We start from the raw sequence: 23145 nt of genomic DNA, 5'->3' as shown, positions 1-23145 counted from the left end.
CGTGTTGAACCTCGAATTATCTCCATGTCTCTACTACCTTACGCACTCACCCGCCCAATTCTCTTCAACATGGACGCGGAAAAGGCCCATGAATTCACGATGGACATGCTGGCGACCGGCCAGGGCACGCCGTTGTCCTGGGCCTGGTGCAACCAGACCGTGAGCGATCCGGTGCAGCTTGCGGGCCTGAGCTTCCCGAATCGCGTCGGCATGGCGGCCGGGCTTGACAAGAATGCGCGCGTCATCGACGGACTTGCGGCGATGGGGTTCGGCTTCGTGGAAGTCGGCACCGTCACACCCAAGGGCCAACCGGGAAACCCCAAGCCGCGCATGTTCCGCCTGCCCGAGGCCAACGCGTTGATCAATCGTCTGGGCTTCAACAACGAAGGACTCGACGCGTTCATCGCCAACGTCAAGCGCTCGAAGACGCGTGCGCAGGGCAAACCCATGCTGCTGGGCCTGAACATCGGAAAGAACGCGGCAACGCCGATAGAAGACGCGACCAGCGACTATCTGATCTGCCTTGAAGGCGTATATCCCCACGCGGACTATGTGACCGTGAACATCAGCTCGCCCAACACCAGGAACCTGCGCGAATTGCAGAGTGACGCGGCGCTCGACGGCCTGCTCTCGGCCATCGCCGCGCGTCGTGAAAAACTGGCCACACAGCATGGCCGCCGCGTGCCGATCTTCGTGAAGATCGCACCCGATCTCGACGAATCGCAGGTTCAGTTGATCGCCGCGACGCTCAAGCGCCAGGGCATGGATGGCGTGATCGCCACCAACACCACGATTGGCCGCGACGCCGTCAAGGGCCTGCGCCATGCCGAGGAGACCGGCGGCCTGAGTGGTGCGCCGGTTCTGGAAGCCAGCAACCGTGTGATCTCGCAGCTACGCGCGCAGCTCGGCCCTGCCTACCCGATCATCGGCGTGGGCGGCATCATGAGTGCGCAGGACGCGGTGAGCAAGATTCGCGCGGGTGCCGACGTGGTGCAAATCTATACCGGCCTGATCTACAAGGGCCCCGAACTTATAGGTCAGGCAGCGCGAGCGATCAAGAACATGAAGCGCTGATCGCGAGCCCGGGGACAAACAAAAAGCCCATCGGGCAATCGCCGATGGGCTTGAGGCGTCCAGCGAAAAACGCGGCTATGTTGCTATCTGCCGCTGCGCATCTTCATCACGATGGGCAGCACAATGCCTCCGATACGCATCAGGCGCGCGGGTCCGGCAAACAGCGCCGCTCCGGCCACTGCGGCCACAGCCACGGGGTGCAGCTTGGCGAACGCGATCAGTCTCATCAACAGCGGCGCATCCGAATCGACGTGGTCGGCACTGCGTGCGCGCAGAGCCCGCGCCTGTGAGAGCGCCACACGACGCGCCTCGATACGATCACGCTGCGCATAAATGCGCTTGAGCACAACGGCCTGTTCGTCCGACGCCGAGTCGATGGCCAACTCGCGCTGAACGGCGATTTCCGCCGCTCTCGCGGCGACCGGGGTGGGGGTGGTGTTACCTTGGCTCGTCACAATTGATCCTTGACGTATTTCCAGTCCTGCGCAAGCACTCGCTTGGTGAGCGCAAACGCGTTGCCAGCACGCTTGGCGATCATCGCCAGCGAAACCAGCACGATCACCCACAGCAGCACCCAGCCACCGGCGAGCAGCCAGCCCACCGTGGTGCGGTTGGGCTCATCCCAATAGGTCACCAGAATGGCGAGCGACAGCATGATGAGCGCGATCACCGTGAGCCCACCGGCCACGATGCCAAGTACTGCCAGCAGAACCAGACGACGCTTCTGGTCGCCCCACTCCATGCTGGCCAGTTCCATACGATCCTCGACCGCGATGGCTCCTTCGATCACGTTGGCGCGCCAACGTGCGACAAAGCCTTCCAGTCCGAGCATAGCAATCAGGTTCATGCGCTCGCTAGCCTCTCTGTAGTTGTGATCTGGCTCGCATCAGGATAGCGCGTTGGCTACCCGGTGCGAGCGATTGAATGGGACGTGACTCAGCGGCGGGCGAGCAGGAAGCCCACCAGCGCGCCAACAGCCATGGCAGCCGTAGCCACGCGCCAAGGTTCGTCATGCGCGTAATTATTGGCAACGCGTGCGGCTTCCTTGGCCTGGTGAGCGGCTTCCTGTGCGGCGCGAACGGCGGAATCACGCACGGTGTACACGCTTTCGTCCAGGCGCTTGCGCAACTGGCGGATCTCCGGAAGGCTGTCCAGATCCTTGCTGGACAGAAGGCCTCGCAGATCGCCAACGAGTTTTTCCAGATCTTCTTGTGCGCTGGAGATTTTGTCGGATGCAGAACTCATATCAAAAGCCTCTTTCTAATGGTTGGCGGTTGTGACCAAAGATAAGCGCAAGCTCTCCCTGCCCTTGTAGGTCTATGCCACATCTTAGCCCGAACAGGCCCTGGCAATTCCAGGCAACGCAGGGGCCGTAACGACCGCCGCAATCAAAGTTCAAGGAGTTGCGCCACGTGCTCTCCGATCGCCAGCGAACTGGTCAGGCCGGGAGACTCGATGCCAAACAGGTTCACCAGTCCGGCGATGCCATGCACCGCGCTGCCCTGGATCACGAAATCGGCCGATGGCTCGTGCGGACCGTTGATCTTCGGACGAATACCGGCATAACCCGCCGACAGCGAATCGTCGGGCAGACCGGGCCAGTATTTGCGCACCTCGCCATAAAAGCCCGCGCAGCGCGCTGGATCAACCACCAGTTGATCGGGGCCGTCCACCCATTCGACATCGGGACCGAACTTGGCCTGTCCGCCGAGATCGAGCGTCAGGTGCACGCCGAGTCCCGCGGCCTCGGGCACGGGATAGATCAGATGCGTGAACGGCGCCCGGCTGCCGAGCGTGAAGTAGTTGCCCTTGGCGTAGTAGGCGCGCGGTACGTGTTCCGCCGCAAGTCCGGCAAACCGGCGCGCGAGATCGGGCGCGTGCAGGCCGCCCGCGTTGACCACCACTTTGGCCAGCAGTTCAGTGCCGTCTGCGGCGTGCACCAGAATGCCTTCTGGCAGGCATTCGGCGCGCGCCACCACCGACTGCAAAGCGAGAGCGCCGCCGTGGTTTTCCACGTCGCCGAGCAACGACAGCATCAGCGCGTGACTGTCCACGATGCCGGTGCTCGGCGAGAGCAGCGCGGCCACGCATTCGAGCGCGGGCTCGAGCGCCCTCGCCTCGTCGCGCGTGAGCAGCCGCAAATCGTTCACGCCGTTCGCAGCGGCGTGTTGCGCAATGCTGTCCAGCCTGGCGCGTTGCTCTTCCGAGGTCGCGACGATCAACTTGCCGCAGCGCCGGTGCGCAATGCCGCGCTGCTCGCAAAAGTCATAGAGCAGTTCCTTGCCCTGTACGCAAAGCCGCGCCTTGAGCGAACCCTGCGGGTAGTAGATACCCGCATGGATCACCTCGCTGTTGCGCGAGGATGTTTCCGTGCCGATCGCATTGGCCGCCTCCAGCACCAGCACCTCTCGTCCGCGCACGGCCAGCGCCCGCGCCACCGCGAGACCGACGACGCCCGCTCCTATCACCACACAGTCAACACTCTCAGCCACGGCATGCCCTCCAGCAAAACAGGGGCTCATTATTTCCCACAACCGCGCGTGCCTGATCGTCCGCTTTCAGCCGGACAAACCCCGGCCTTCTGATTCTCGAATGGCCGCGAGCGTAGTTTCGGCGCATGCTCGGATTTCACTTTTCAAGAATACGCAAGAAAGGCAGGCGATGGCACAGAAGATGATGGACGGCAAAGTGGTCGTGGTGACGGGCTCCGGCGGTGGCATCGGGCGCGACATGGCGCTGGCGCTCGCGGCCGAGGGCGCGAGGGTCGTGGTCAACGACATCGGCACCTCCACCAACGGCGAGGGCACGGACGACGGCCCGGCGCACCAAGTGGTCGCGGAAATCAAGGCCGCAGGCGGCGAGGCGGTCACCAACACCGACAGCGTCTCGGAGGCCGCTAGCGCCGCCCGCATCGTCGAGTGTGCGGTAGACAGCTTCGGCAGGATCGACGGCGTGGTCAACAACGCCGGCATTCTGCGCGACCGCTTCTTTCACAAGATGAGCCTCGACGAATGGGATGCGGTGATCAAGGTGCATCTCTACGGCAGCTACTACATGAGCCGCGCAGCCGCCACGCATTTCAAGGAGCAGGAAAGCGGCGCCTTCGTGCACATGACGTCGACGTCCGGCCTGATCGGCAACTTCGGCCAGGCGAACTACAGCGCCGCCAAGCTCGCGCTCACGGCGCTGTCCAAGAGCATTGCGCTGGACATGCAGAAGTTCAACGTGCGCTCCAATTGCATTGCGCCGTTCGCCTGGAGCCGCATGATCGGATCGATTCCCACCGACACGCCCGAGCAGCAGGCGCGCGTCGCCAAGATCCAGCAAATGACGCCCAACAAGATCGCGCCGCTGGCGGTCTATTTGCTGTCCGATGCGGCCAGCGACGTGAACGCGCAGGTTTTCGCGGTGCGCAACAACGAAATCTTTTTGATGAGCCAGCCGCGTCCGGTGCGTGGTATCCACCGCAGCGAAGGCTGGACACCACAAAGCATTGCCGAACACGGCATGCCGGCGCTCCGCTCGTCGTTCTTCGAACTGGAACGGTCGGGCGAGGTGTTCAGTTGGGACCCGATCTGACGGAGCGCGCACGACATGGCGATCAACTACCAGCATCTCAAGGCGCGCAGGTTCGAACCCGTGCACCAGCACTACAGCGAACGCGACACCATGCTGTATGCGCTCAGCCTCGGCATGGGCAACGACCCGATGGATGAGACGGCCCTGCCCTTTGTGTTTGAAGGCGCTCCGGGCGGATTGCGCGCCCTGCCCTCGCTTGCGGTGGTGCTTGGCTATCCGGGCTTCTGGGCGCGCGAGGCCGACACCGGCATCGACTGGGTGAAGCTGCTGCACGGCGAGCAGCGCATGCGTATCCACCAGCCGCTGCCTGCGCAGGCCGAGGTGGTCGGCCACAGCCGCATCACGCACATCACCGACAAGGGCGACGGCAAGGGCGCGATTCTCGTCACCGAACGCCGGGTCGAGACCACACAGGGTGCGTTGCTTGCCACGGTGCAAAGCGTTTCGTTTCTGCGCGGCGACGGTGGCTACAGCCAGCATTCCGGCGGGCAGCAGCCAAGCGATGCGGGTCTGCCCGCGCTTCAGGCCACACCCGAGGACCGCGCGCCGGACTTCAGCGACACACAGGCCACGCGTCCCGAATCCGCGCTGCTCTATCGCCTGCTGGGCGACTACAACCCGCTGCATGCCGATCCCGCAGTGGCGCGCAAGGCGGGCTTTGAGCGCCCGATCCTGCACGGACTGGCGAGCTACGGCCTGGTGACCCGCGCCGTGCTGCGTCAATGCGCCGACAACAATCCCGCGCGGCTCTCGGCGCTCGACATCCGCTTCACCTCGCCGGTCTACCCCGGCGAAACACTGGTCACCGACATCTGGCGCGTGCCCGGAGCGCCCGGACGACTGCAACTGCGCGCCCGCGTCGCCGAACGCGACAAGGTCGTGCTGAGCCACGGCATGGCCGAACTCGCATCCTGAGGACTTCGCACTCACTGCGCAGCGCCACGCCATCTCATCACGCTGAAAACATCACAAGGAGACCGCCACCCATGACTCAGCCCAACGTTCTCGTGGAAGTCCACGACGGCATCGGCACCATCACGCTCAACCGGCCGGATACGCGCAACGCGCTGAGCGTGGAACTGCGGGCCGAACTGGCCACGGCCGTGCTGCGCATGCGTGACGATGACAGCGTCAAGGCCCTGATTCTCACCGGCGCAGGCGGCGCCTTCTGCTCGGGCGGCGACGTCATTCAGATGGTTCAGTCAAGCGAGAGCGGGCTGCCGTGGCGAGAACGGATCCGCGCGCTGCACCGGTGGTTTCCCGAACTCGTGAACATGCAAAAGCCGGTGATCGCCGCCGTCGATGGACCGGCCTTCGGTGCGGGTTTCAGCCTGGCACTGGCCGCCGATTTCATTCTTGCGACCGAACGCGCCAGATTCTGCTCGGTCTTTGGCCGCATCGGCCTGGTTCCCGATCTCGGCGCCATGCAATTGCTGCCGCGCATCGTCGGCCAGCAACGGGCCAAGGAACTGGTCTTCACCGCCCGCACGGTGGGTGCGCGGGAGGCCAGGGAACTGGGCATCGTTTACGACATCGTCGCCGATGCCGACGCGCTCAAGGCCTCTGCGCAGGCGCTGGCCTCGCGTTTCCTGCACGCGTCCACCGCTGCCATTGGCATGGCCAAGACGATCATGAATCAGGCCTTTGAACTCGATGCGCGCGCCATGTCCGAGCTCGAAGCCTACGCACAGACCGTGTGCCGTGGCTCGGAATACCACCAGCAGGCCGTGCAGCGCTTCAAGGACAAGCAGCCGCTTGCGTTCGACTGGGATCGCGGCGCCTGACTGCTTAGTGCCCACCGGTTCTTTCGCGCCGCTCGCGGCAAGGCGCGGGAATGACCGTGGCCGACGGACTCTTCTGGTCATCTGCGGGAAAACCATGTCTAACGGCCCACGAATGCCGACTTAGGCAAAAGCAGATTCCCATGTCCCGGACAACACCGCACCATTGAGCGATTCGCCATCCAGGAGACAAACATATGAACATCACCCTGCGCACCCGCCGCGAGGCGCTAGGCATTGCCGCTCTCATGACGTTGACCGCTGCCGCACCTTCGGCGTTTGCACAGGAGCCTCAGCCGGTTCGTTTGCTCGTCGGCTATTCCGCGGGCGGTCCCGTCGATCAGGGCGCGCGCCTGCTCAGCGTCGCGCTTTCCAAGGAACTTGGAGCCTCGGTGGTCGTGGAAAACAAGCCCGGCGCCAACGCCACCATGGCCGGTGGCGAAGTCGCGCGCGCCAAGCCTGACGGGTTGACGCTGTGGTTTGCCGCGAGTCCGACGCTCACCATCAGTCCGAACGTGATGAGCAAGATGCCATTCGATCCCCCCAGGGATCTGACACCGGTCGCGCCTGTGCTGAGTTACTACAACGTTCTGGTGGCCAACAACGGCCTGCCGTTCAAGACCACCAGGGAACTGGTCGAATACGCGAAGCGCCATCCCGGCCAGTTGAGCTATGGCTCGGCGGGCGTCGGCAGCTCCAACCATCTGGGCGCCCTGCTGTTCTCCAAACGCAGCGGCATCGAGATGAACCACATTCCGTACAAGGGCAACGCGCCCGCGATGACGGATGTGATCGGCGGGCAGATCAGCATGATGATGGACATCATCAGCACGGCGAGCAGCTACATCCAGGGCAAGAAAGTGCATCCCATTGCGGTGACCTCGCCGCAGCGCAATGCCATGCTGCCCGACGTGCCCACGCTGGCCGAGTCGGGAATCGAAGGACTCAAGGGCTTTGACGTGGGCGGCTGGTATGGCGTGTATGGCCCCAAGGGCATGTCTGCCGACCTCACCGCCAAGCTCAACCGCGCGATCACCGCCGCGCTCCGCCAGCCCGAACTGGCCAGGCGTCTCAAGGAACTTGGCTATGACGAATGGCTTGGAGAGCCGCAGTTGCTTGCCGAGCGCGCCGCGAAGGAGCGCGCCATGTGGGCCACAGTGACGCAGGGCATCGTGGTCGACTGAGGCCGAATCCACCACAAGGAGACACGCCATGCCGCAATCCAATGATCACCCGGGGCTGAATCGCCGCAGCTTGCTTGCCGCTGGCATGGCAACGCTCGCCGTGCAGCAACCACTGCTCGCGCTGGCCGATGACAACTGGCCGACGCGCGCCGTCAAGTTCATCGTGCCCTTTCCGCCCGCAGGCCCGGTGGATACGACCGCACGCGCCTTCAGCCAGAAGCTCGGCGAGCTGTGGAAGCAGCCCACCATCGTGGACAATCGCGCGGGTGCGGGGGGCGTGGTCGGCGCGGCGGCAGCGGCCCGCGAGCCTGCCGATGGCTACGGGCTGTTCGTGGGCGCGATCCATCACTCGGTCAACCACACGCTGATGGACAAGCTGCCCTACGACATCGAAAAGGACTTCGTGCCGATCAGCTTTGCCGCGCTGTTTCCGGTGTTCCTCGTCGTGCATCCATCCGTGCCTGCGAACAATGTGAAGGAGCTGATCGCGCTCGCCAAATCGGGCACCACGCAACTGAGCTACGGCTCGGCGGGCAACGGCGGCGGTACGCATCTGGCGGGCGAACTGTTCAACATGATGGCGGGAGTGAAGCTCCAGCATGTGCCCTACAAAGGCAGCGCCCCCGCAATGACCGACCTGCTCGGCGGGCAGGTGCAGATCATGTTCGCCGACGCGCCCACCGCGCTCCCTCAGATCAAGGCCAATCGCGTAAAGGTGCTCGGCGTCGCGAACCCTTCGCGCTCGCCGATGCGGCCCGACGTGCCCTCGATCTCCGAGGCTGGATTGCCCGGCTATGCCGCCTATTCCTGGTGCGCACTGTTCGCTCCGGCGAAGACACCGCAGGCCGTGCAGGAACGCATCAATCGCGACTTCAACGCGGTGATGAGCGATCCAGCCGTGCGCCAGAAGCTGCTTGAAGCGGGTGCCGAGGCCGATCCCGGAACGCAGGAGCAGATGCGCAAACGCCTGCGCGCGGAAATCGACAAATGGGCCAAGGTGATCAAGACCGCAGGGATCACCGCGAGCTAAGGCCCGATCACACTCGAAAGAACAAGGACGGCCACCTCGCGGCTGCCGTCCCTTGTTTTTGCGTCCAACCCTTAGCCGCGAACGATCCTCCTCAGGTCGGCTTCAGATACTTGCAGGTGCTTTTCTCGATGGGTTTGAATGCCTTGTCACCGGGCACGGTGTTGACCACCTTGTAGTAGTCCCACGGGTATTTGGATTCCTCGGGTTTCTTCACCTCGACAAGATACATGTCGTGAACCATGCGCCCATCCTCGCGCACGCGACCGTTGTGCGAGAAGAAATCGTTGATCGGCATGGATTTGAGCTGCTTGGCCACGGCGAGACCATCGTCCGTTCCCGCCGCCTGCACGGCCTTGAGATATTGCGTCACGGCCGAATAGCCACCGGCATGCACCATCGAAGGCATCTTCTTCATTTTCTCGAAAAAGCGCTTGGCCCACTGGCGCGATTCGGGCGTGCGGTCCCAGTAGAAGCCGGTCGCAAACACCATGCCCTGCCCCTGCTTGAGGCCGAGTGCGTGAATGTCGTTGATGAACATGATCGTCGGCATCACGGTCTGTGTCTTGGTGATGCCGAATTCGTTGGCGGCCTTGATGGTGTTGACGGTGTCCGAAGTCGCGTTCGCGAGCGCGATCACCGGGGCCTTCGAGGTCTGCGCCTGCAGCAGGAATGACGAAAAATCACTGGCGTTGAGCGGATGGTAGGTGCTGCCGACGATGCGCCCGCCGGCTTCCTTCACGAACTCGTTGAGATTGGCCGTCATCGCCTTGCCGAAGGCGTAGTCCACGCCGATGATGAACCACTCCTTCTTGCCCTGAGCGATCACGCCGCGCACCGCGCTGTTGGCAAGCGCGTAGCTGTCGTAGGTGTAGTGGATGGCCGTGGGCGCGCAGTGTTCGTTGGTGAGGATGTCGGACGCGCCGCCGGTGTTCATCACGAGCTTGTTGCGCTCGCGGGCCAGATTGTTGATCGCAACCGCCACGGACGAGTTGTTCAGATCCATGATCAGATCGACGCCCTCGCGGTCGAACCAGGCACGCGCCTGCGTCGCACCCACGTCGGCCTTGTTCTGGTGATCGGCAAACACCAGTTCGATCTTCTTGCCGAGCACCGTACCGCCAAAGTCCTGGATCGCCATGCGCGCGGATTCGACCGATCCCCGGCCTGCGGTGTCGGCATACAGGCCGCTCATGTCGCTGAGTACGCCGATACGCACCACGTCATCCGAAATTCCCGCTGCCTGGGCCTGAAGGCACGCGCCAGCACACGCCAGCAGGCCCATCGGCAGAAATCGCACAGCAAACCTTGAACGCATCTTGAGTCTCCTTTCGGGATGTTTTTCGATGGCGGGCCAGGCACGCTTGCCAGATGTACCAACGCGCAAGAGCCCGCAGAACAGAGGCCGCGCGATCCGCTCGTAGGACATCGGACGCGCAAGCTGGCAGATGCTAGAACCCGACGGGCCTGCCGGGCTATGCGTGGTTCTGGAAGTTCGGGTTTGCCCGCGCCAAAGCCGGGTATTCACGAGGTGTCGGCTGCCACGCCGTAGCACTTCGAGAAGCCTCCCTTCCAGAATCCCGAATTGAAGCGCCACCCTGATGCAGGCATGCTGCATGCAGCTAGGAACACGCAATCAAGAAGGAGACTCCCACACCATGCAGTTGAGCGCTCAGACCCACTATCAGGCCGAACTCGACGCCGGCCGCTTCTGCATACAGCAGTGCCCGCAGTGCAGCAAACATGTCTTCACGCCGCGCGAACTGTGCCCGCACTGCGGTGCCAGCCCGCTCAAATGGGTGCGCGCAAGCGGCATGGGCACGGTGTATTCCACCAGCACCATCGCCCGCAAGCCGGAAGCCGGTGGCAACTACAACGTCGCGCTGATCGATCTGGACGAAGGTGTGCGCATGATGAGCCGCGTCGAAGACGTCGCGCCCGATGAGGTGAAGATCGGCCAGCGCGTGCAGGCACGCGTGGCGCAAAAGGACGGACGTGGCCTTGTGCTGTTCCAGCCCGCCGCGAACTCGGGAGCCAGCGCATGAACGCCCGCATCCACACACCCACGATTCCCCATTCGAGTTTCGACGCCGCCAAGACCAATCGCCATCTGCGCGGCAAAGTCGCCATCGCCGGTGCCGCGACCTATGGCTGTGGTGAAGCGGTCGGCATGGACGACATGACGCTGCTCGCGCGCGCCGCGCATGCCGCAGTGGCCGATGCGGGCCTGACCATGCAGGACATCGATGGCCTCGCCACCTGCAGCGTGAACTCCACCATGTGGACCATGCCCGTGATCGAACATCTGGGCATCAATCCGACCTACGTGGACGGCACGATGGTGGGCGGCAGCAGCTTCATCGCCCATCTCCTGCCGGCCATCCGTGCGCTCGACTCGGGTCAGTGCAACGCCGTGCTGATCTGCTACGGCAGCGCGCAGCGCTCCGCCGCGTTCGGGCGCAAGGAAAGCATTGCCGCACGCCGCTTCATGGACCCGCAGCCCTACGAGCACCCGTTCGAGCCGGTGCTGCCCGTCACCGCCTACGCGCTGTCCGCCGCGCGCCACATGTACGAGTTCGGAACGACGCGCGAACAACTGGCCGAAGTGGCTGTCGCCGCGCGTGCCTGGGCGCAGCAGAATCCCGAAGCCTTCATGCGTGACCCGCTCAGCATCGACGAGGTCCTGTCCGCGCGCATGATCGCCAGTCCGCTCAGCGTGCGCGACTGTTGCCTCGTCACGGACGGCGCGGGAGCCATCGTGCTGACCCGCGCCGACCGCGCAAAGGACCTGAAACAACCACCGGTCTACGTGCTTGGAAATGCCACCGCGATCTGGAACCGCCAGATCTCCAGCATGCCCGATCTCACCACGACCTCGGCAGCGCAGTCCGGCTCGCAGGCGTTTGCCATGGCCGGCCTCGGCGCGGCAGACATGGACATGGCGCAGCTCTACGACGCCTTCACCATCAACACGATCCTGTTTCTCGAAGACCTCGGCTTCTGCAAGAAGGGCGAAGGCGGCGCATTCGTGCAGAACGGCGGCATCGCGCCGGGCGGCCGTCTGGCCGTCAACACCAACGGCGGCGGCCTGTCGTGCGTGCATCCGGGCATGTATGGCATCTTCACGCTGATCGAGGCGACGCGGCAGTTGCGCGGTCAGGCTGGCGCGCGCCAGCTTGAGCGCAGCAACACCGCCGTATGCCATGGCAACGGCGGCACGCTGTCGAGCCAGTCGACCGCCATTCTCGGCACGGCCGATGCACTCTGAGCGAGCAGGAAGTCCACATGATTCGTGACCCGGAAATTCTCGAAGCGCTGCTCGACAGCGTGCGCCGCTTCGTGCGCGAGCGGCTCGTGCCTGCCGAAAACATCGTCGCCGAAACCGATGAAATTCCCGAGGACATCGTCGAAGAGATGCGCCATCTGGGCCTGTTCGGCATGACGATTCCCGAGCGCTTCGGCGGGCTCGAGCTGACGATGGAAGAAGAGGTGCGCGTGCTCTTCGAGCTGTGCCAGACCTCGCCCGCCTTCCGTTCGGTGATCGGCACGACGGTGGGCATCGGCTCGCAGGGCATTCTGATGGATGGCACGCCCGAGCAGCAGGCCGAGTGGCTGCCCAGGCTCGCCACTGGCGAGATCATGGCCTCGTTTGCGCTGACCGAGCCCGAGGCCGGATCGGACGCCGCCTCGCTGCGCACCACCGCCGTGCGCGAGGGCGACGTCTACGTGGTCAACGGCAACAAGCGCTTCATCACCAACGCGCCGCATGCCGGCATGTTCACGCTGATGGCGCGCACCGATCCGTCCAACAAGGGCTCGGGCGGTGTGTCCGCCTTCATCCTGGATGCGAAAACGCCCGGCATCAGCTTCGGCAAGAACGACGTGAAGATGGGCCAGCGCGGGCACACACCTGCGACGTGTTCTTCGACAACGTGCGCGTGCCCGCTGCCAATCTCATCGGGCTCAAGGAAGGCCAGGGTTTCAAGACCGCGATGAAGGTGCTCGACAAGGGCCGCATCCACATCGCCGCCGTAGCCGTGGGCGTGGCGCAGCGCATTCTGCGTGACGCGCTTGCCTATGCGCTCGATCGCAAGCAGTTCGGCCAGCCGATCTGCGAATTCCAGCTCGTGCAGGCCATGTTGGCCGACAGCCAGGCCGAAATCTATGCCGCCGAATGCATGGTGATCGACGCCGCGCGCCGCCGTGACGAAGGTCGCAACGTGTCGACCGAAGCGTCGTGCAGCAAGATGTTCGCGACCGAGATGTGTGGCCGCGTGGCAGACCGGGCGGTGCAGATTCTCGGCGGCTCGGGGTATCTGTCGGAGTTCGGCATCGAGCGCTTCTACCGCGATGTGCGACTGTTCCGTCTGTATGAGGGCACGACGCAGATCCAGCAGATCATCATCGCACGCAACATGGTCCGCGACGCACGCGGCTGAGGTCGAGGGCTGCGCGCGCCAGCGTCCTCAGTCCAGCTTGAGCTTGCCCTCGGTGTCGGCCACGAGCAGATCGACCAGATCGCGCGCAAACGACGGCAGTGCCTCCATGCTGCGCACGCAGATCTGCATCTGCCGCACCGACCAGGCATCGGAAAGCGGAACAATGGTGATCGCGAGCGACTGCGCGTGCCGGCTCGCCGCCGACTCGGGAAGAATGCCCACGCCCACGCCCGACTCGATCATGCGACACGCGGTCTCGAAATTGCCGACCTGGATGCGCTGCTTGATCGGGCGGTGCAGCTGGTCGCTCGCCTGCCGCAAAAACGCGTGAATCGCGCTCGATTCATGCAGGCCGACATGGTCCAGCTCCAGCGTATCGGCAAAGTCCACCTGCGTCTGTCCGTCGAGCGCGTGCCCGCGCGGCACGACCAGCACCAGCCGGTCGCGGTGATACGGCAAGGTTTCCAGATTTTCGGTGCGCACCAGCCCGGCGACGATTCCAATGTCGGTCTGGCCTTCGGTCACCGCGCGCACGATGTCATGCGAGAGTCGCTCGCGCAGGTCGATGTTCACATCGGGATTGCGGCGCAGAAAGTGGCGCAGCACCGGCGGCAAAAATTCCCCGAGCGAGGTGGTGTTGGCAAACACCCGCACATGGCCCTTGATGCCGCTCGCGTACTCCTGCATGTCGCCGCGCAGATGCTCGATCTGCCCGAGCACCATGCGCGCGTGCGTGACGAACGCCTGACCCGGTGGCGTGAGCGTCACCCCCTGGCTGGTGCGATACAGCAGCTTGGTGCCGATGCTTTCCTCTAGATTCTTGATGCGCGTGCTCGCCGCTGGCAGCGAGATGAAGGACAGCTCGGCTCCGCGCGTCATGCTGTTGGCTTCGGCAATGTGCACCATCAGGCGCAGGTCTACTAGGTCAAAATGCATGGACATGCGCGGCATTCTAGGGCCTGCCCACACAGTCACCCGGGCCAAATACGCGCTTAAAGAAAATGAAAGCCTCGCCGTGTCGCCCCGCCCTACCATGCTGCGATGCGCACCAACACTCGAAACGACAACGGAGCCCTATGACCCAGACGACCACAGATTCCGCACCGCAAGGCGCTCTCAGCCATCTTCGCGTACTCGATCTCTCGCGCGTACTCGCCGGTCCGTGGTGCACACAGAATCTGGCAGATATGGGGGCGGACGTCATCAAGATCGAAAAGCCCGGCGAAGGCGACGACACTCGCCACTGGGCCCTCCGTTCTTCAAGGATGCCGAAGGCAGCACGCGCGAAGCCTGCTACTTCGCTGCCTGCAATCGCAACAAGCGGTCGGTCACCGTGGACATCGCCACGCCCGAGGGGCAGGAACTGATCCGCCAGCTCGCCAGCCAGAGTGACGTGCTGGTCGAGAATTTCAAGACCGGCGGCCTCAAGCGCTACGGGCTCGACTATGAATCGCTGAAGGCACTCAATCCGCGCCTGATCTATTGCTCGGTCACCGGTTTCGGCCAGACCGGCCCGTATGCGCCGCGCGCCGGCTATGACCTGCTCGTGCAGGCGATGAGCGGCCTCATGAGCATCACCGGCCGCAGTGACACCGAGCCCGGAGGCGGCCCGATGCGCGTGGGCGTCGCGGTCATCGACCTGTTCACCGGCATGTATGCCACCACGGCGATTCTCGGCGCCATCGAGGCGCGGCACCGCACCGGACGCGGCCAGCACATCGACATGGCCCTGCTCGACGTCGCCATGGCCGTGCTTGCCAATCAGGGCGCGGGCTACCTCAATGCCGAAAACGTCCCGAGCGCCTTGGCAATACCCACCCGAGCGTGGTTCCGTACCAGGATTTCCCCACCAGCGACGGCAATATGCTGCTCGCCATCGGCAACGACGGCCAGTTCGCACGTTTTTGTGAGGCCGCCGGTCTCGACTGGGCCGGCGACGAAAAATTTCGCACCAACAGCGCGCGCGTGAAACACCGCGCCGAACTGATTCCCCGCATGAGCGACATCACCCGCCAGCGCAGCACGGCGCAATGGGTCACACTGCTCGAGACCAGGGCGGTCCCCTGCGGCCCGATCAACAACATCGCCGATGCCTATGCCGACCCGCACGTGCGATTCCGGCAGATCCGCGTCGAGCAGCAGCGCTTCGCGAACGCTGAGGAAGCATCGAAACACGCCCAGACGGCCAATCTCGTTACCACGGCAGCCAGCCCGCTGCGCCTGTCTGACACCCCCACCACCCTGCGCCACGCGCCGCCCGTGCTGGGCCAGCACACGGACGAGGTGCTGAGCGGCAACCTCGGCCTCGATGCACAGGCGCTCGATGCGCTCAAAAGCAAGGGCGTGATTTAGGGCCTGTTCACACAACCCACGGGGTCGCGCAAGCCCGAGGGTTGTGCAGTCTTGGGCGGTCCGCAGCGTGCGGATCTGCACGCGGTCCTGATCGCCGCCTCAACCGGTTGAACCGGAGTCCTGCGAGCCCTGCGAATGTTCGAGCAGCAATCGCGCGGCACGACGAGCGCCATGCGCCGATCGTAGAAACGAGTCGTGCGCTGACGGCCCGCGACCGGCAAATGCCGCAGAATCGGCGGCTTCATTGCACTTCGACGCCCTGCCCCATGCGCTCCATGATTGATTTCAGTTCCTGGTCTTCGGTGCTATCCACGGTGGCCGGGCTGCTGCTCGTCACCTGTCTCATGATGGGCGTGCGGCTGCTGTTCATGCAGACGGTCCAGAAACGCCGCGAACGCGAGAACCGGCAGATCAACGAACGCCTGAAGACCCTGATGGCCGCCTACAAGACGCTGGGCAGTTCGTTCACCGGCCAGTTGCAGGTGCGCCCCACGCACATGCGCGACCTGCGTCTGCAGCAGCAAGCAGCGCGCACTCCGGCGGCGGACGGGGTCGAGGACCAAGGCGAAGCGCCGGATTCGAACGATGCCCCGCTGTCCAGCAGCGAACGCCAGCGACGCATGCGCGATACCGTCGAGGCCGCGCTCTCCGACGTCATCCTGCTCGGCACCGAGGAACAGGTACGCATGGCAGCACAGGCCGCGCTCGACATGACCGAGGGCCGCAGCATCCACACGCGCGAACTGGTGGTGTCGCTGCGCAATTTCATTCGCGAGGCCCTGAATCTCGAGCCGATTCCCGCCGACGTGCGCGTGCCCGATCAGGGCCCGCTGCGGCCATCGGCCTCCGGCGGAGCAGGCGGCAGGCGCGGCGGCGCGGGCGGCGGTGAAGGCACTGCTGGCGGTGGGCACGGCGGCGGCGGCGGCGGTGGTGGACAAGGCGGCGGCGGTGGCATGGGCGCCATGGGACTCGGACTGGGCATGGGTGCAGGCGCGCACCACGCAAGCTCCCCCGCCGACCCGACGAGCGATGAAGCGCGGCTGCCGTGATTTCGGCGTTGCAATTGGCACACACAACGGATCGGCTCTCGCGAGCCCCTCTATTGCGGGATTTCACACCGCGCGCATGGCCCCACAGACAATGTAGTTAACAAAATTTAAAAATCAAATTGACTGTGCTGATTTAAATAATTACTCGTAGACGATATTCTGATAGCCAACACTTATTAATGGAGTTGACTATGCAGATGAAGCAGCGGGGATTGCAGTGGTGGCTAGCCTTCCGGGGTCTGTTGGGTTTGTTGGTACTCGGAGCACTGATGGGCCATTCCGTGGCTCAGGCGCAGAACGTTCTGCTGTTGCACACCACCGAGCCGGGCGCCGCTGCCGCTTTTGCCAATATGAAGAAGGAATTCGAGGGTGCGGGTGCCACGGTCACGGAGCAGGCCGGTCTCGACCTGGCGAATTCGGTGAGTCCCGCGACCTTCACCACGGCGGGTGGCGGCAAATATGACATCGTGATCATGACGAGCGCCTACTCGCTGGTGGATGCAAGCAACTGGGCGCCGATCAATGATGCGATCAAGACAAGGCTGGCCAACGCCTTCATCATGTTCAACGACGGCTGCTGCCAGGGGCCAACGTTTCCGCGATGGCGCAAAGCATTGGTGCCACCGGAGCCTTCACACCCACATTGGGTGCTTTTCCGCCACCCGGGCCACTCTCGGCGGAACTCAACACCAGTTCGCCATACAGCGCTTCCTTCGCTGGCTTGAATCCGCTCGTCGGCGGTGACGTGACCTATTTCAACGGCGTCCCCGCAAACAACGCGCTTTATCTGGCCCCGGGCTCGACGCAGCCGGCGCCTGGCACCACGGTCGACGGCGTCTACGGCCTTTTGATTCCACAGACCCAGTCCTACGGCGGCACCGGTGCCTGCCTGTTCGCGACAGTGGATCTGACGCCCTTTGACGCGGTCTACAACGATATCTATGGCACGCAAAATGCCGGAAAAATTGCGCCTGCGTTTTTGAATGCGATTGCGGCGGGCGGCTCGTGCGGCATCCCCGCCTCCATCTCCAAGGCCTTCTCGCAGACCAGCGTGCTGCCCGGCGGCACATCCACTCTGACGATCACGGTACACAACACCGCGACCTCTGCCGTTCCCGGACTCAACGTGACCGACACGCTGCCGTCACCTCTGGTGATCGCCGACGCGGCCACCACCACCTGCACGGGTGGAACCCTGGTTGCGGCATCGGACAGCAACAGCGTGTCGCTGTCCGGCGCGGCTCTGCCCGTCGGTGGCTGCACGATTACCGTTCCGGTTTCATGGCCCGTGGCGCAGGCCGCTCTGTGCGCGGCTCCCGGCACCACGGTGACCAATGTCATCACTCCGGGAACCGACTTCACGACCAGTCTGGGCCAGTCCAACACGCCAGCCACGGCCGCCCTCACCTGCCTGGGTGAGCCACCGGTCATCCCGCCAGCCGGCACCGTCACCAAGGCCTTCTCGCAGACCAGCGTACTGCCCGGCGGCACGGCCACTCTGACGATCACGGTGCAGAACAGTTCCAGCGCCGCGGTTGCCGGACTCAATGTGAAAGACGCGCTGCCATCGCCGTTGGTGATCTCTGGCGCGGCCACTACCACCTGCACGGGCGGCACCCTGGTCGCTGCATCGGGCAGCAGCAATGTCTCGCTGTCCGGCGCGACCCTGCCTGTCGGTGGCTGCACCATCACCGTGCCGGTCTCATGGCCCGTCGCGCAGGCGGCCATGTGCGCGGCCCCGGCACCACGGTGACCAACGTCATCACGCCCGGAACCGACTTCACCACCGGCGAAGGTCAGGTCGCCACGCCCGCGACGGCCACCCTCACCTGTCTCGGCGAGCCTCCGGTCAATCCACCTGACCCAGGCTCTGCCACTGCGGTACCGACACTGTCGCAATGGGGGCTGATGGTTCTGTCGCTGGTGCTGGGCGCTGCGGCCTGGACACAGCGCCGGACACCGCAAACCCGTCGCAAATAACGCGGAGAGCTTCGGCGGCCCACCCCGCTGAGGCCCATGCCGTCACGCGGTCAAGCGTGAAGACGGCCAAGGCGACAGAAGCGGGGCCTAAAATCCCCGCTTCTCTTCGCTTGGAACCCATCGCCATGGCCTTTGCAGACAATCTCCGCCAGCTTCCCTCCGTTGCGCACATTGCCGCGCTGCACCTGATCGACGAGACAGGCAATGTAGCCGCCACCATCCCCAACGCGCCCGGCAAGACGGGCTCGCTCACGCTCTACGCCGCGCTCGCCACCAAACACGGCGCGATCAACGAAGCGGCCGCACGCGAAGGATTGGAACTGTTTGCGGAACACACCGAAGACGCGCGCCAGCATCCGGGCAGCCACCCGAACATCGACCGGCTGTTCGAGGTGATTACCTCGGGCAAGGGCTATACGGTGCGCGTCGACCCTCAGGCCTGAACTGCAGAGTTCGCGCCATCGACACTGACTGAATGCATGCATGAATGAGAAACGGGACCATCACGGTCCCGTTTTTCCTGGGTCTGAAGCAAACAGCGTCAGCGCTTCAGCGTCACGCCGGTCTTCGACTGGATTTCCTCGAACGTCACATCCGGCGCCAGTTCCACGAGCTTGAGGCCTTCGGGTGTCACGTCCATCACGCCCAGATCGGTGATGATGCGATCCACCACGCCGACACCGGTCAGCGGCAGTGTGCACTTGGGCAGGATCTTCATGTCGGTCGTGCCGTCCTTCTTCCTGGCGACGTGCTCCATCAGCACGATCACGCGCTTGACGCCCGCGACCAGGTCCATCGCGCCGCCCATGCCCTTGACCATCTTGCCGGGGATCATCCAGTTGGCGAGATCGCCGTGCTCACTCACCTGCATGGCGCCGAGGATCGACAGATTGATCTTGCCGCCGCGAATCATCGCGAACGACTGGTCGCTGCCGAAGATCGAGGAACCGGGAATCGTCGTGACGGTCTGCTTGCCGGCGTTGATCAGGTCGGCGTCGACCTTGTCGTCGGTCGGGAACGCGCCGATGCCAAGCATGCCGTTTTCCGACTGCAGCCAGACTTCCTTGTCACCCGTGTGATTCGCCACCAGCGTGGGAATGCCGATGCCGAGGTTCACATAAAAGCCGTCCTGCAGCTCCTGCGCCGCGCGCGCGGCCATTTGGTCTTGCGTCCACGCCATGATCAGGCTCCTTGCTTTTCGGTGATGGTGCGCTTTTCGATGCGCTTTTCTGGGTTGGCATTGAGCACGATGCGGTGCACGTAGATGCCGGGCAGATGAATTTCGTCCGGCGCCATCGCGCCGGTTTCGACGATTTCCTCGACCTCCACGATGCAGAGCTTGCCCGCCGTGGCAGCCGCCGGATTGAAATTGCGGGCGGTCAGGTGGAACTGCAGGTTGCCAGACTTGTCGGCACGCCACGCCTTCACCAGCGAGACCTCGGGCACCAGCGAACGCTCCATCACATAGGTCTCGCCGTCGAACTCACGCAATTCCTTGCCTTCGGCCACCATGGTGCCGACGCCGGTCTTCGTGAAGAACGCCGGAATGCCCGCACCGCCCGCGCGCAGCTTCTCGGCCAGCGTGCCCTGGGGCGTGAATTCCAGCTCCAGCTCGCCCGCCAGATACTGGCGCTCGAACTCCTTGTTCTCACCCACGTAGCTGGCGATCATCTTCTTGATCTGACGGGTTTCCAGCAGCTTGCCGAGTCCGAAACCGTCGACGCCGGCGTTGTTGGAAATCACCGTGAGGTTCTTGACCGCCGAATCCTTGAGCGCCTCGATCAGCGCCTCGGGAATGCCGCACAGTCCGAAACCGCCCACGGCCATGAGCTGACCGTCAGCCACAACGCCCTTGAGCGCCTCGGCTGCGGATGGAAAGACTTTGTTCACTGTTGTCTCCTGAAAGGGGAATGAATCTGGAATGCGCTACGATACTACGTATTCACATAAGTAGTTTTTCGTAGATACAAACACGGCAGGCGCACGAACACAGCATGGATATTGCAGATTACCGACTCTCTTTCGAAATGGCACCGGTGGGCCTCGTGATTTCGCGCAACCGGGTCATGGTGGACTGCAATCGTCATGTGTGCGAGATGTTCGGCGCATCCCGTGAGCTGCTGATCGGCCAGTCGTTCAGCATTCTCTATCCAAGCGTAGACGAATACGAGCGTCTGGGCAAACGCATGGAACCTATTCTCAACGCGCACGGCCGCTACGCAGACAATCGCATCATGAAACGCGCGAGCGGCGAAGTCTTCTGGTGCCATGTTTCGGGCCGCGCGCTGAACCGCGACGACCCGCACGCCTCGGGCATCTGGAGCTTCGAAGACCTGAGCGAGGAACGTCCGGTCAAGGCCGAACTCACGGGGCGCGAACGCGAGGTCGCCGCGCGTCTGCTCGATGGCATGACCTCCAAGGAAATCGGCAAGGCGCTCGACATCAGCCATCGCACCGTCGAGATCTACCGCGCGCGGTTGATGCGCAAATATGGCGCATCCACCGCCGCCGATCTGGTGCAGAAACTGCTCGTTGGCTAAAGCCCGCTCGCCGCGCTGCGCTCAATGCAGCTTCATGCGCCCCGACACCCGCTGCTGCAGCAGGCGCGCCAAGGCCAGCACGGCGGTCTTGCCCGTGCCCAGAATCGCCCTGTGATGCATCAGGTGAAGCGAGATATACATCCACTTGGCGATCAGCCCTTCGACGAAGAAATTCTTGCCCGCCAGACCGCCCATCAGATTTCCGACGCCCTTGTTGTCCCGAGTGACACCAGCGAGCCAAAGTCCTGATAGACGTAAGGCTCATCCACTTCCTGCTCATTGAGCATCGCGCCAAACATCTTGGCCAAATAGCTTGCCTGCTGGTGCGCTGCCTGGGCGCGTGCCGGGACGGTCTTGCCATCGACCCACGGCGCTGCGGCGCAGTCGCCAAGTGCGTAGATTTCCGGAACGCTGGTGCGCAAACGGTCATCGACCACGAACTGGTTGAGGCGATTCACCTCAAGCCCGAGTTGCGCGTTGGAATCCGCAGCCTTGATGCCTGCGGCCCAGACGATCATGTCGGCGGCGATGTCTCCGGCCGAGGTGATCAGCAATCCTTTTCGCAGCTCCTGAACGCGCGTGTTCACCAACACCTTCACCTGCTTGCGCTTGAGTGCAATTGTCGCCTGTTCCGAGATTTTTGGCGGCAAGCCACCGAGAATCCGGTCACCGCCCTCCACCAGCGTGATGTCGAGGCGAAAGCGCTGGTTGCTGCCAAGGCTCTCCAGCAAGGCGGCATAGGCCTCCAGCAGCTCGGCCGACAGCTCCACGCCCGTGGCCCCCGCGCCGACAATCGCGATGGAGAGAACGCGCTCACTCGAAAACGATGCGCGCGCGCTCTCGCTGAGCCAATCCTGATGAAAGCGCTGCGCGTCGCGCACGTTCTCGAGCAGGTAGGCATTCTCGATACCCGGCGTGCCGAACGAATTGGATCCGCTCCCGAGCGCCAGCACCAGGCGCTTGAAACTGATGATGCGTGACGGCACGATCTCTTCGCCCTCGGGATTTTGAATCGCCGCAAGCGTGATGCTCTTGCGCTGCGCATCAAGGCCGGAGAACTCGCCCATGGTGAAGCTGAAGTGGTTGCGGCGCGCCAGCACCGTGTACGACAGGCCCTCCTGATGCGCGTCGAGCGTGCCCGCAGCCACCTCATGCAACGTCGGCTTCCAGATATGAAAAGGAAACTTGTCGATGAGCAGCACGCGTTCGCCACCCAGGCTCTTGCCCAGCTTGCGTCCCAACTGCGCCGCAAGCTCCAGCCCGCCTGCACCTCCACCCACAATCACGATGTCGTAGTGCATTCATGCCTCCAGTGAAATTTGGATGTAACTCAGTTTCACAGTTTAGCGATCTCTATCAAAATCACCTCTCACAACCGAAAAACCGATCATGCTTCGGTGCGACACGGCTTGTTGCGGGCATTCCATGCGCAATGCCAAAATGCCGCTACCGTCGTCGCTGTTCCATTGTCCCTCCGCCATTTGTCCGAGACCCCGTTTTCCCCCTCGCCACGCAGACCCATCTGCGCACAATGCCTGCGACCGACCACGTCCTGCATCTGCGGTGCTGTGCGCCCGGTGCGCGTGACGACGGAAGTCCTGATCCTGATGCACCCCGACGAAGCCCGACACGCCAAGAACACCGGACGATTGCTGCATCTCTGCCTGCCGGGCAGCCGCCTGCTGTCTGGCACCCGCTTCGACGACCACGTGCTCAACGATGCGCTGTTTTGCGCCTGGGGCGACCAGCCGCCGCCCGAACACACGCTGCTGCTGTATCCGGGAACAGGCGGCGTTTCGATGCCAAAGACCGCCACCGGAGCGCGCGTGCGTCTCGTCCTCATCGACGCAACCTGGCGCAAGAGCCGCCAACTGGTGGCCGCACACGCGCAACTGCAACGGCTGCCAAGGCTCGCGCTCAACGATCCGCCACCGTCGCGCTATGCCATCCGCAAGGCGCACGAGGCGCACCAGCTCAGCACCTTGGAGGCAGCCCAACTCGCACTCACGTTGCTCGAGCCCGCAAGCGGCTCCGGGCTGAAAGGATTGAACGACGCGATGGCTGCGTTCGTTGCCATCCAACGCCCGTTCTGGCCGCACGCGACTTGATTCAGACCCACCCACGAGGCCGAGCGACGCGC

General features: G+C 63.7%; 23 protein-coding genes and 3 pseudogenes. 17 read left to right on the top strand and 9 right to left on the bottom strand.

Going from position 1 to position 23145, the window contains the following annotated elements:
- Positions 1–24 precede the first annotated feature (24 nt).
- Positions 25–1074 carry a quinone-dependent dihydroorotate dehydrogenase gene (locus tag H9K75_RS01295; protein WP_187724468.1) on the top strand — a complete coding sequence of 350 codons (1050 nt, stop codon included), beginning with the start codon at positions 25–27 and terminating at the stop codon, positions 1072–1074.
- 83 nt (positions 1075–1157) lie between these two features.
- On the opposite strand, the gene H9K75_RS01290 is transcribed toward H9K75_RS01295, so the two are convergent.
- The 4 genes from H9K75_RS01290 to H9K75_RS01275 all read right to left on the bottom strand — a co-directional run bounded on the left by H9K75_RS01290 (position 1158) and on the right by H9K75_RS01275 (position 3566).
- Complete coding sequence (locus H9K75_RS01290; protein WP_226858446.1) at positions 1158–1529, bottom strand: hypothetical protein; 372 nt, start codon at positions 1527–1529, stop codon at positions 1158–1160.
- Positions 1526–1921, bottom strand: coding sequence for a phage holin family protein (locus H9K75_RS01285; RefSeq protein ID WP_187724467.1), 396 nt, complete (start codon positions 1919–1921; stop codon positions 1526–1528). Before H9K75_RS01285 ends, H9K75_RS01290 begins: the two co-directional genes overlap by 4 nt.
- A gap of 89 nt (positions 1922–2010) precedes the next feature.
- The gene (locus tag H9K75_RS01280; RefSeq protein ID WP_187724466.1) at positions 2011–2319 is read right to left on the bottom strand and encodes a DUF883 family protein; all 309 of its coding nucleotides are present in this window, start codon (positions 2317–2319) and stop codon (positions 2011–2013) included.
- A 143-nt stretch (positions 2320–2462) separates the two neighbouring features.
- The gene (locus H9K75_RS01275) at positions 2463–3566 is read right to left on the bottom strand and encodes an NAD(P)/FAD-dependent oxidoreductase (RefSeq protein ID WP_187724465.1); all 1104 of its coding nucleotides are present in this window, start codon (positions 3564–3566) and stop codon (positions 2463–2465) included.
- Between the two features lie 169 nt (positions 3567–3735).
- On the opposite strand from H9K75_RS01275, the gene H9K75_RS01270 reads away from it, so the two are divergent.
- The 5 genes from H9K75_RS01270 (at position 3736) to H9K75_RS01250 (ending at position 8648) form a co-directional block, all read left to right on the top strand.
- On the top strand, positions 3736–4653 hold the full coding sequence (locus tag H9K75_RS01270; protein WP_187724464.1) for an SDR family NAD(P)-dependent oxidoreductase: 918 nt from the start codon (positions 3736–3738) through the stop codon (positions 4651–4653).
- 15 nt (positions 4654–4668) lie between these two features.
- Positions 4669–5568 (top strand): MaoC/PaaZ C-terminal domain-containing protein, encoded by a 900-nt coding sequence (locus tag H9K75_RS01265; RefSeq protein ID WP_187724463.1) that lies wholly within the window; start codon positions 4669–4671, stop codon positions 5566–5568.
- Positions 5569–5639: 71 nt separating this feature from the next.
- Positions 5640–6437 (top strand): enoyl-CoA hydratase/isomerase family protein, encoded by a 798-nt coding sequence (locus tag H9K75_RS01260; protein WP_187724462.1) that lies wholly within the window; start codon positions 5640–5642, stop codon positions 6435–6437.
- Positions 6438–6682: 245 nt separating this feature from the next.
- Positions 6683–7618: a Bug family tripartite tricarboxylate transporter substrate binding protein gene (locus tag H9K75_RS01255; RefSeq protein WP_187725861.1), complete on the top strand. Its 936-nt coding sequence runs from the start codon at positions 6683–6685 to the stop codon at positions 7616–7618.
- 28 nt (positions 7619–7646) lie between these two features.
- Positions 7647–8648, top strand: coding sequence for a tripartite tricarboxylate transporter substrate binding protein (locus tag H9K75_RS01250; RefSeq protein ID WP_187724461.1), 1002 nt, complete (start codon positions 7647–7649; stop codon positions 8646–8648).
- Positions 8649–8739: 91 nt separating this feature from the next.
- On the opposite strand, the gene H9K75_RS01245 is transcribed toward H9K75_RS01250, so the two are convergent.
- Positions 8740–9963 (bottom strand): ABC transporter substrate-binding protein, encoded by a 1224-nt coding sequence (locus H9K75_RS01245; RefSeq protein WP_187724460.1) that lies wholly within the window; start codon positions 9961–9963, stop codon positions 8740–8742.
- Between the two features lie 340 nt (positions 9964–10303).
- Between H9K75_RS01245 and H9K75_RS01240 the strand changes: the two genes are divergently transcribed.
- The 3 genes and pseudogenes from H9K75_RS01240 (at position 10304) to H9K75_RS01230 (ending at position 13084) form a co-directional block, all read left to right on the top strand.
- Positions 10304–10690: a Zn-ribbon domain-containing OB-fold protein gene (locus H9K75_RS01240; protein ID WP_187724459.1), complete on the top strand. Its 387-nt coding sequence runs from the start codon at positions 10304–10306 to the stop codon at positions 10688–10690.
- A complete protein-coding gene (locus tag H9K75_RS01235) occupies positions 10687–11913 on the top strand; it encodes a thiolase (protein WP_187724458.1) in 1227 nt (408 codons plus the stop codon). Before H9K75_RS01240 ends, H9K75_RS01235 begins: the two co-directional genes overlap by 4 nt.
- 17 nt (positions 11914–11930) lie before the next feature.
- A pseudogene (locus H9K75_RS01230) lies at positions 11931–13084 on the top strand (acyl-CoA dehydrogenase family protein).
- 27 nt (positions 13085–13111) lie between these two features.
- Here H9K75_RS01230 and H9K75_RS01225 read toward each other — a convergent pair.
- Entirely contained in the window at positions 13112–14026 is a 915-nt protein-coding gene (locus H9K75_RS01225; protein ID WP_187724457.1) for a LysR substrate-binding domain-containing protein, read from the bottom strand.
- Between the two features lie 134 nt (positions 14027–14160).
- On the opposite strand from H9K75_RS01225, the pseudogene H9K75_RS01220 reads away from it, so the two are divergent.
- From H9K75_RS01220 to H9K75_RS01195, 6 genes and pseudogenes are all read left to right on the top strand, one after another.
- Positions 14161–15436: pseudogene (locus H9K75_RS01220) on the top strand (CaiB/BaiF CoA transferase family protein).
- A 266-nt stretch (positions 15437–15702) separates the two neighbouring features.
- A complete protein-coding gene (locus H9K75_RS01215; RefSeq protein ID WP_187724456.1) occupies positions 15703–16485 on the top strand; it encodes a hypothetical protein in 783 nt (260 codons plus the stop codon).
- A gap of 191 nt (positions 16486–16676) precedes the next feature.
- Positions 16677–17210: a hypothetical protein gene (locus H9K75_RS01210; protein ID WP_187724455.1), complete on the top strand. Its 534-nt coding sequence runs from the start codon at positions 16677–16679 to the stop codon at positions 17208–17210.
- Positions 17207–18238: a DUF7933 domain-containing protein gene (locus H9K75_RS01205; protein WP_187724454.1), complete on the top strand. Its 1032-nt coding sequence runs from the start codon at positions 17207–17209 to the stop codon at positions 18236–18238. The genes H9K75_RS01210 and H9K75_RS01205 overlap by 4 nt, the downstream gene beginning before the upstream one ends.
- Positions 18190–18465 carry an IPTL-CTERM sorting domain-containing protein gene (locus H9K75_RS01200; RefSeq protein WP_187724453.1) on the top strand — a complete coding sequence of 92 codons (276 nt, stop codon included), beginning with the start codon at positions 18190–18192 and terminating at the stop codon, positions 18463–18465. Before H9K75_RS01205 ends, H9K75_RS01200 begins: the two co-directional genes overlap by 49 nt.
- A gap of 125 nt (positions 18466–18590) precedes the next feature.
- A complete protein-coding gene (locus tag H9K75_RS01195; protein ID WP_187724452.1) occupies positions 18591–18908 on the top strand; it encodes a DUF2322 family protein in 318 nt (105 codons plus the stop codon).
- A 98-nt stretch (positions 18909–19006) separates the two neighbouring features.
- Here the strand turns inward: H9K75_RS01195 and H9K75_RS01190 are convergent, their stop codons facing one another.
- Entirely contained in the window at positions 19007–19645 is a 639-nt protein-coding gene (locus H9K75_RS01190; RefSeq protein WP_187724451.1) for a 3-oxoacid CoA-transferase subunit B, read from the bottom strand.
- A gap of 2 nt (positions 19646–19647) precedes the next feature.
- Entirely contained in the window at positions 19648–20355 is a 708-nt protein-coding gene (locus H9K75_RS01185; protein ID WP_187724450.1) for a CoA transferase subunit A, read from the bottom strand.
- Between the two features lie 104 nt (positions 20356–20459).
- Here H9K75_RS01185 and H9K75_RS01180 point away from each other — a divergent pair, with 104 nt between their 5' ends.
- Positions 20460–21005 carry a PAS and helix-turn-helix domain-containing protein gene (locus tag H9K75_RS01180; RefSeq protein ID WP_187724449.1) on the top strand — a complete coding sequence of 182 codons (546 nt, stop codon included), beginning with the start codon at positions 20460–20462 and terminating at the stop codon, positions 21003–21005.
- A gap of 21 nt (positions 21006–21026) precedes the next feature.
- On the opposite strand, the pseudogene H9K75_RS01175 reads toward H9K75_RS01180, so the two are convergent.
- Positions 21027–22306, bottom strand: a pseudogene (locus tag H9K75_RS01175) (NAD(P)/FAD-dependent oxidoreductase).
- 267 nt (positions 22307–22573) lie between these two features.
- Between H9K75_RS01175 and H9K75_RS01170 the strand changes: the two are divergent.
- A complete protein-coding gene (locus tag H9K75_RS01170) occupies positions 22574–23113 on the top strand; it encodes a tRNA-uridine aminocarboxypropyltransferase (protein WP_264293938.1) in 540 nt (179 codons plus the stop codon).
- Positions 23114–23145 lie beyond the last annotated feature (32 nt).

It is taken from the genome of Diaphorobacter aerolatus, assembly GCF_014489535.1.
Lineage (GTDB): Bacteria > Pseudomonadota > Gammaproteobacteria > Burkholderiales > Burkholderiaceae_C > Diaphorobacter_A > Diaphorobacter_A aerolatus.
This window is presented reverse-complemented; position numbering and strand designations above follow the sequence as displayed.

Bases quoted from the DNA above. Each gene is read 5' to 3' on its own strand.
- H9K75_RS01295 (WP_187724468.1), top strand. From the start codon at position 25: ATGTCTCTACTACCTTACGCACTCACCCGCCCAATTCTCTTCAACATG.
- H9K75_RS01285 (WP_187724467.1), bottom strand. From the start codon at position 1,921: ATGAACCTGATTGCTATGCTCGGACTGGAAGGCTTTGTCGCACGTTGG.
- H9K75_RS01280 (WP_187724466.1), bottom strand. From the start codon at position 2,319: ATGAGTTCTGCATCCGACAAAATCTCCAGCGCACAAGAAGATCTGGAA.
- H9K75_RS01270 (WP_187724464.1), top strand. From the start codon at position 3,736: ATGGCACAGAAGATGATGGACGGCAAAGTGGTCGTGGTGACGGGCTCC.
- H9K75_RS01265 (WP_187724463.1), top strand. From the start codon at position 4,669: ATGGCGATCAACTACCAGCATCTCAAGGCGCGCAGGTTCGAACCCGTG.
- H9K75_RS01260 (WP_187724462.1), top strand. From the start codon at position 5,640: ATGACTCAGCCCAACGTTCTCGTGGAAGTCCACGACGGCATCGGCACC.
- H9K75_RS01255 (WP_187725861.1), top strand. From the start codon at position 6,683: ATGACGTTGACCGCTGCCGCACCTTCGGCGTTTGCACAGGAGCCTCAG.
- H9K75_RS01250 (WP_187724461.1), top strand. From the start codon at position 7,647: ATGCCGCAATCCAATGATCACCCGGGGCTGAATCGCCGCAGCTTGCTT.
- H9K75_RS01245 (WP_187724460.1), bottom strand. From the start codon at position 9,963: ATGCGTTCAAGGTTTGCTGTGCGATTTCTGCCGATGGGCCTGCTGGCG.
- H9K75_RS01240 (WP_187724459.1), top strand. From the start codon at position 10,304: ATGCAGTTGAGCGCTCAGACCCACTATCAGGCCGAACTCGACGCCGGC.
- H9K75_RS01235 (WP_187724458.1), top strand. From the start codon at position 10,687: ATGAACGCCCGCATCCACACACCCACGATTCCCCATTCGAGTTTCGAC.
- H9K75_RS01225 (WP_187724457.1), bottom strand. From the start codon at position 14,026: ATGTCCATGCATTTTGACCTAGTAGACCTGCGCCTGATGGTGCACATT.
- H9K75_RS01215 (WP_187724456.1), top strand. From the start codon at position 15,703: ATGCGCTCCATGATTGATTTCAGTTCCTGGTCTTCGGTGCTATCCACG.
- H9K75_RS01210 (WP_187724455.1), top strand. From the start codon at position 16,677: ATGCAGATGAAGCAGCGGGGATTGCAGTGGTGGCTAGCCTTCCGGGGT.
- H9K75_RS01200 (WP_187724453.1), top strand. From the start codon at position 18,190: ATGGCCCGTCGCGCAGGCGGCCATGTGCGCGGCCCCGGCACCACGGTG.
- H9K75_RS01195 (WP_187724452.1), top strand. From the start codon at position 18,591: ATGGCCTTTGCAGACAATCTCCGCCAGCTTCCCTCCGTTGCGCACATT.
- H9K75_RS01190 (WP_187724451.1), bottom strand. From the start codon at position 19,645: ATGGCGTGGACGCAAGACCAAATGGCCGCGCGCGCGGCGCAGGAGCTG.
- H9K75_RS01180 (WP_187724449.1), top strand. From the start codon at position 20,460: ATGGATATTGCAGATTACCGACTCTCTTTCGAAATGGCACCGGTGGGC.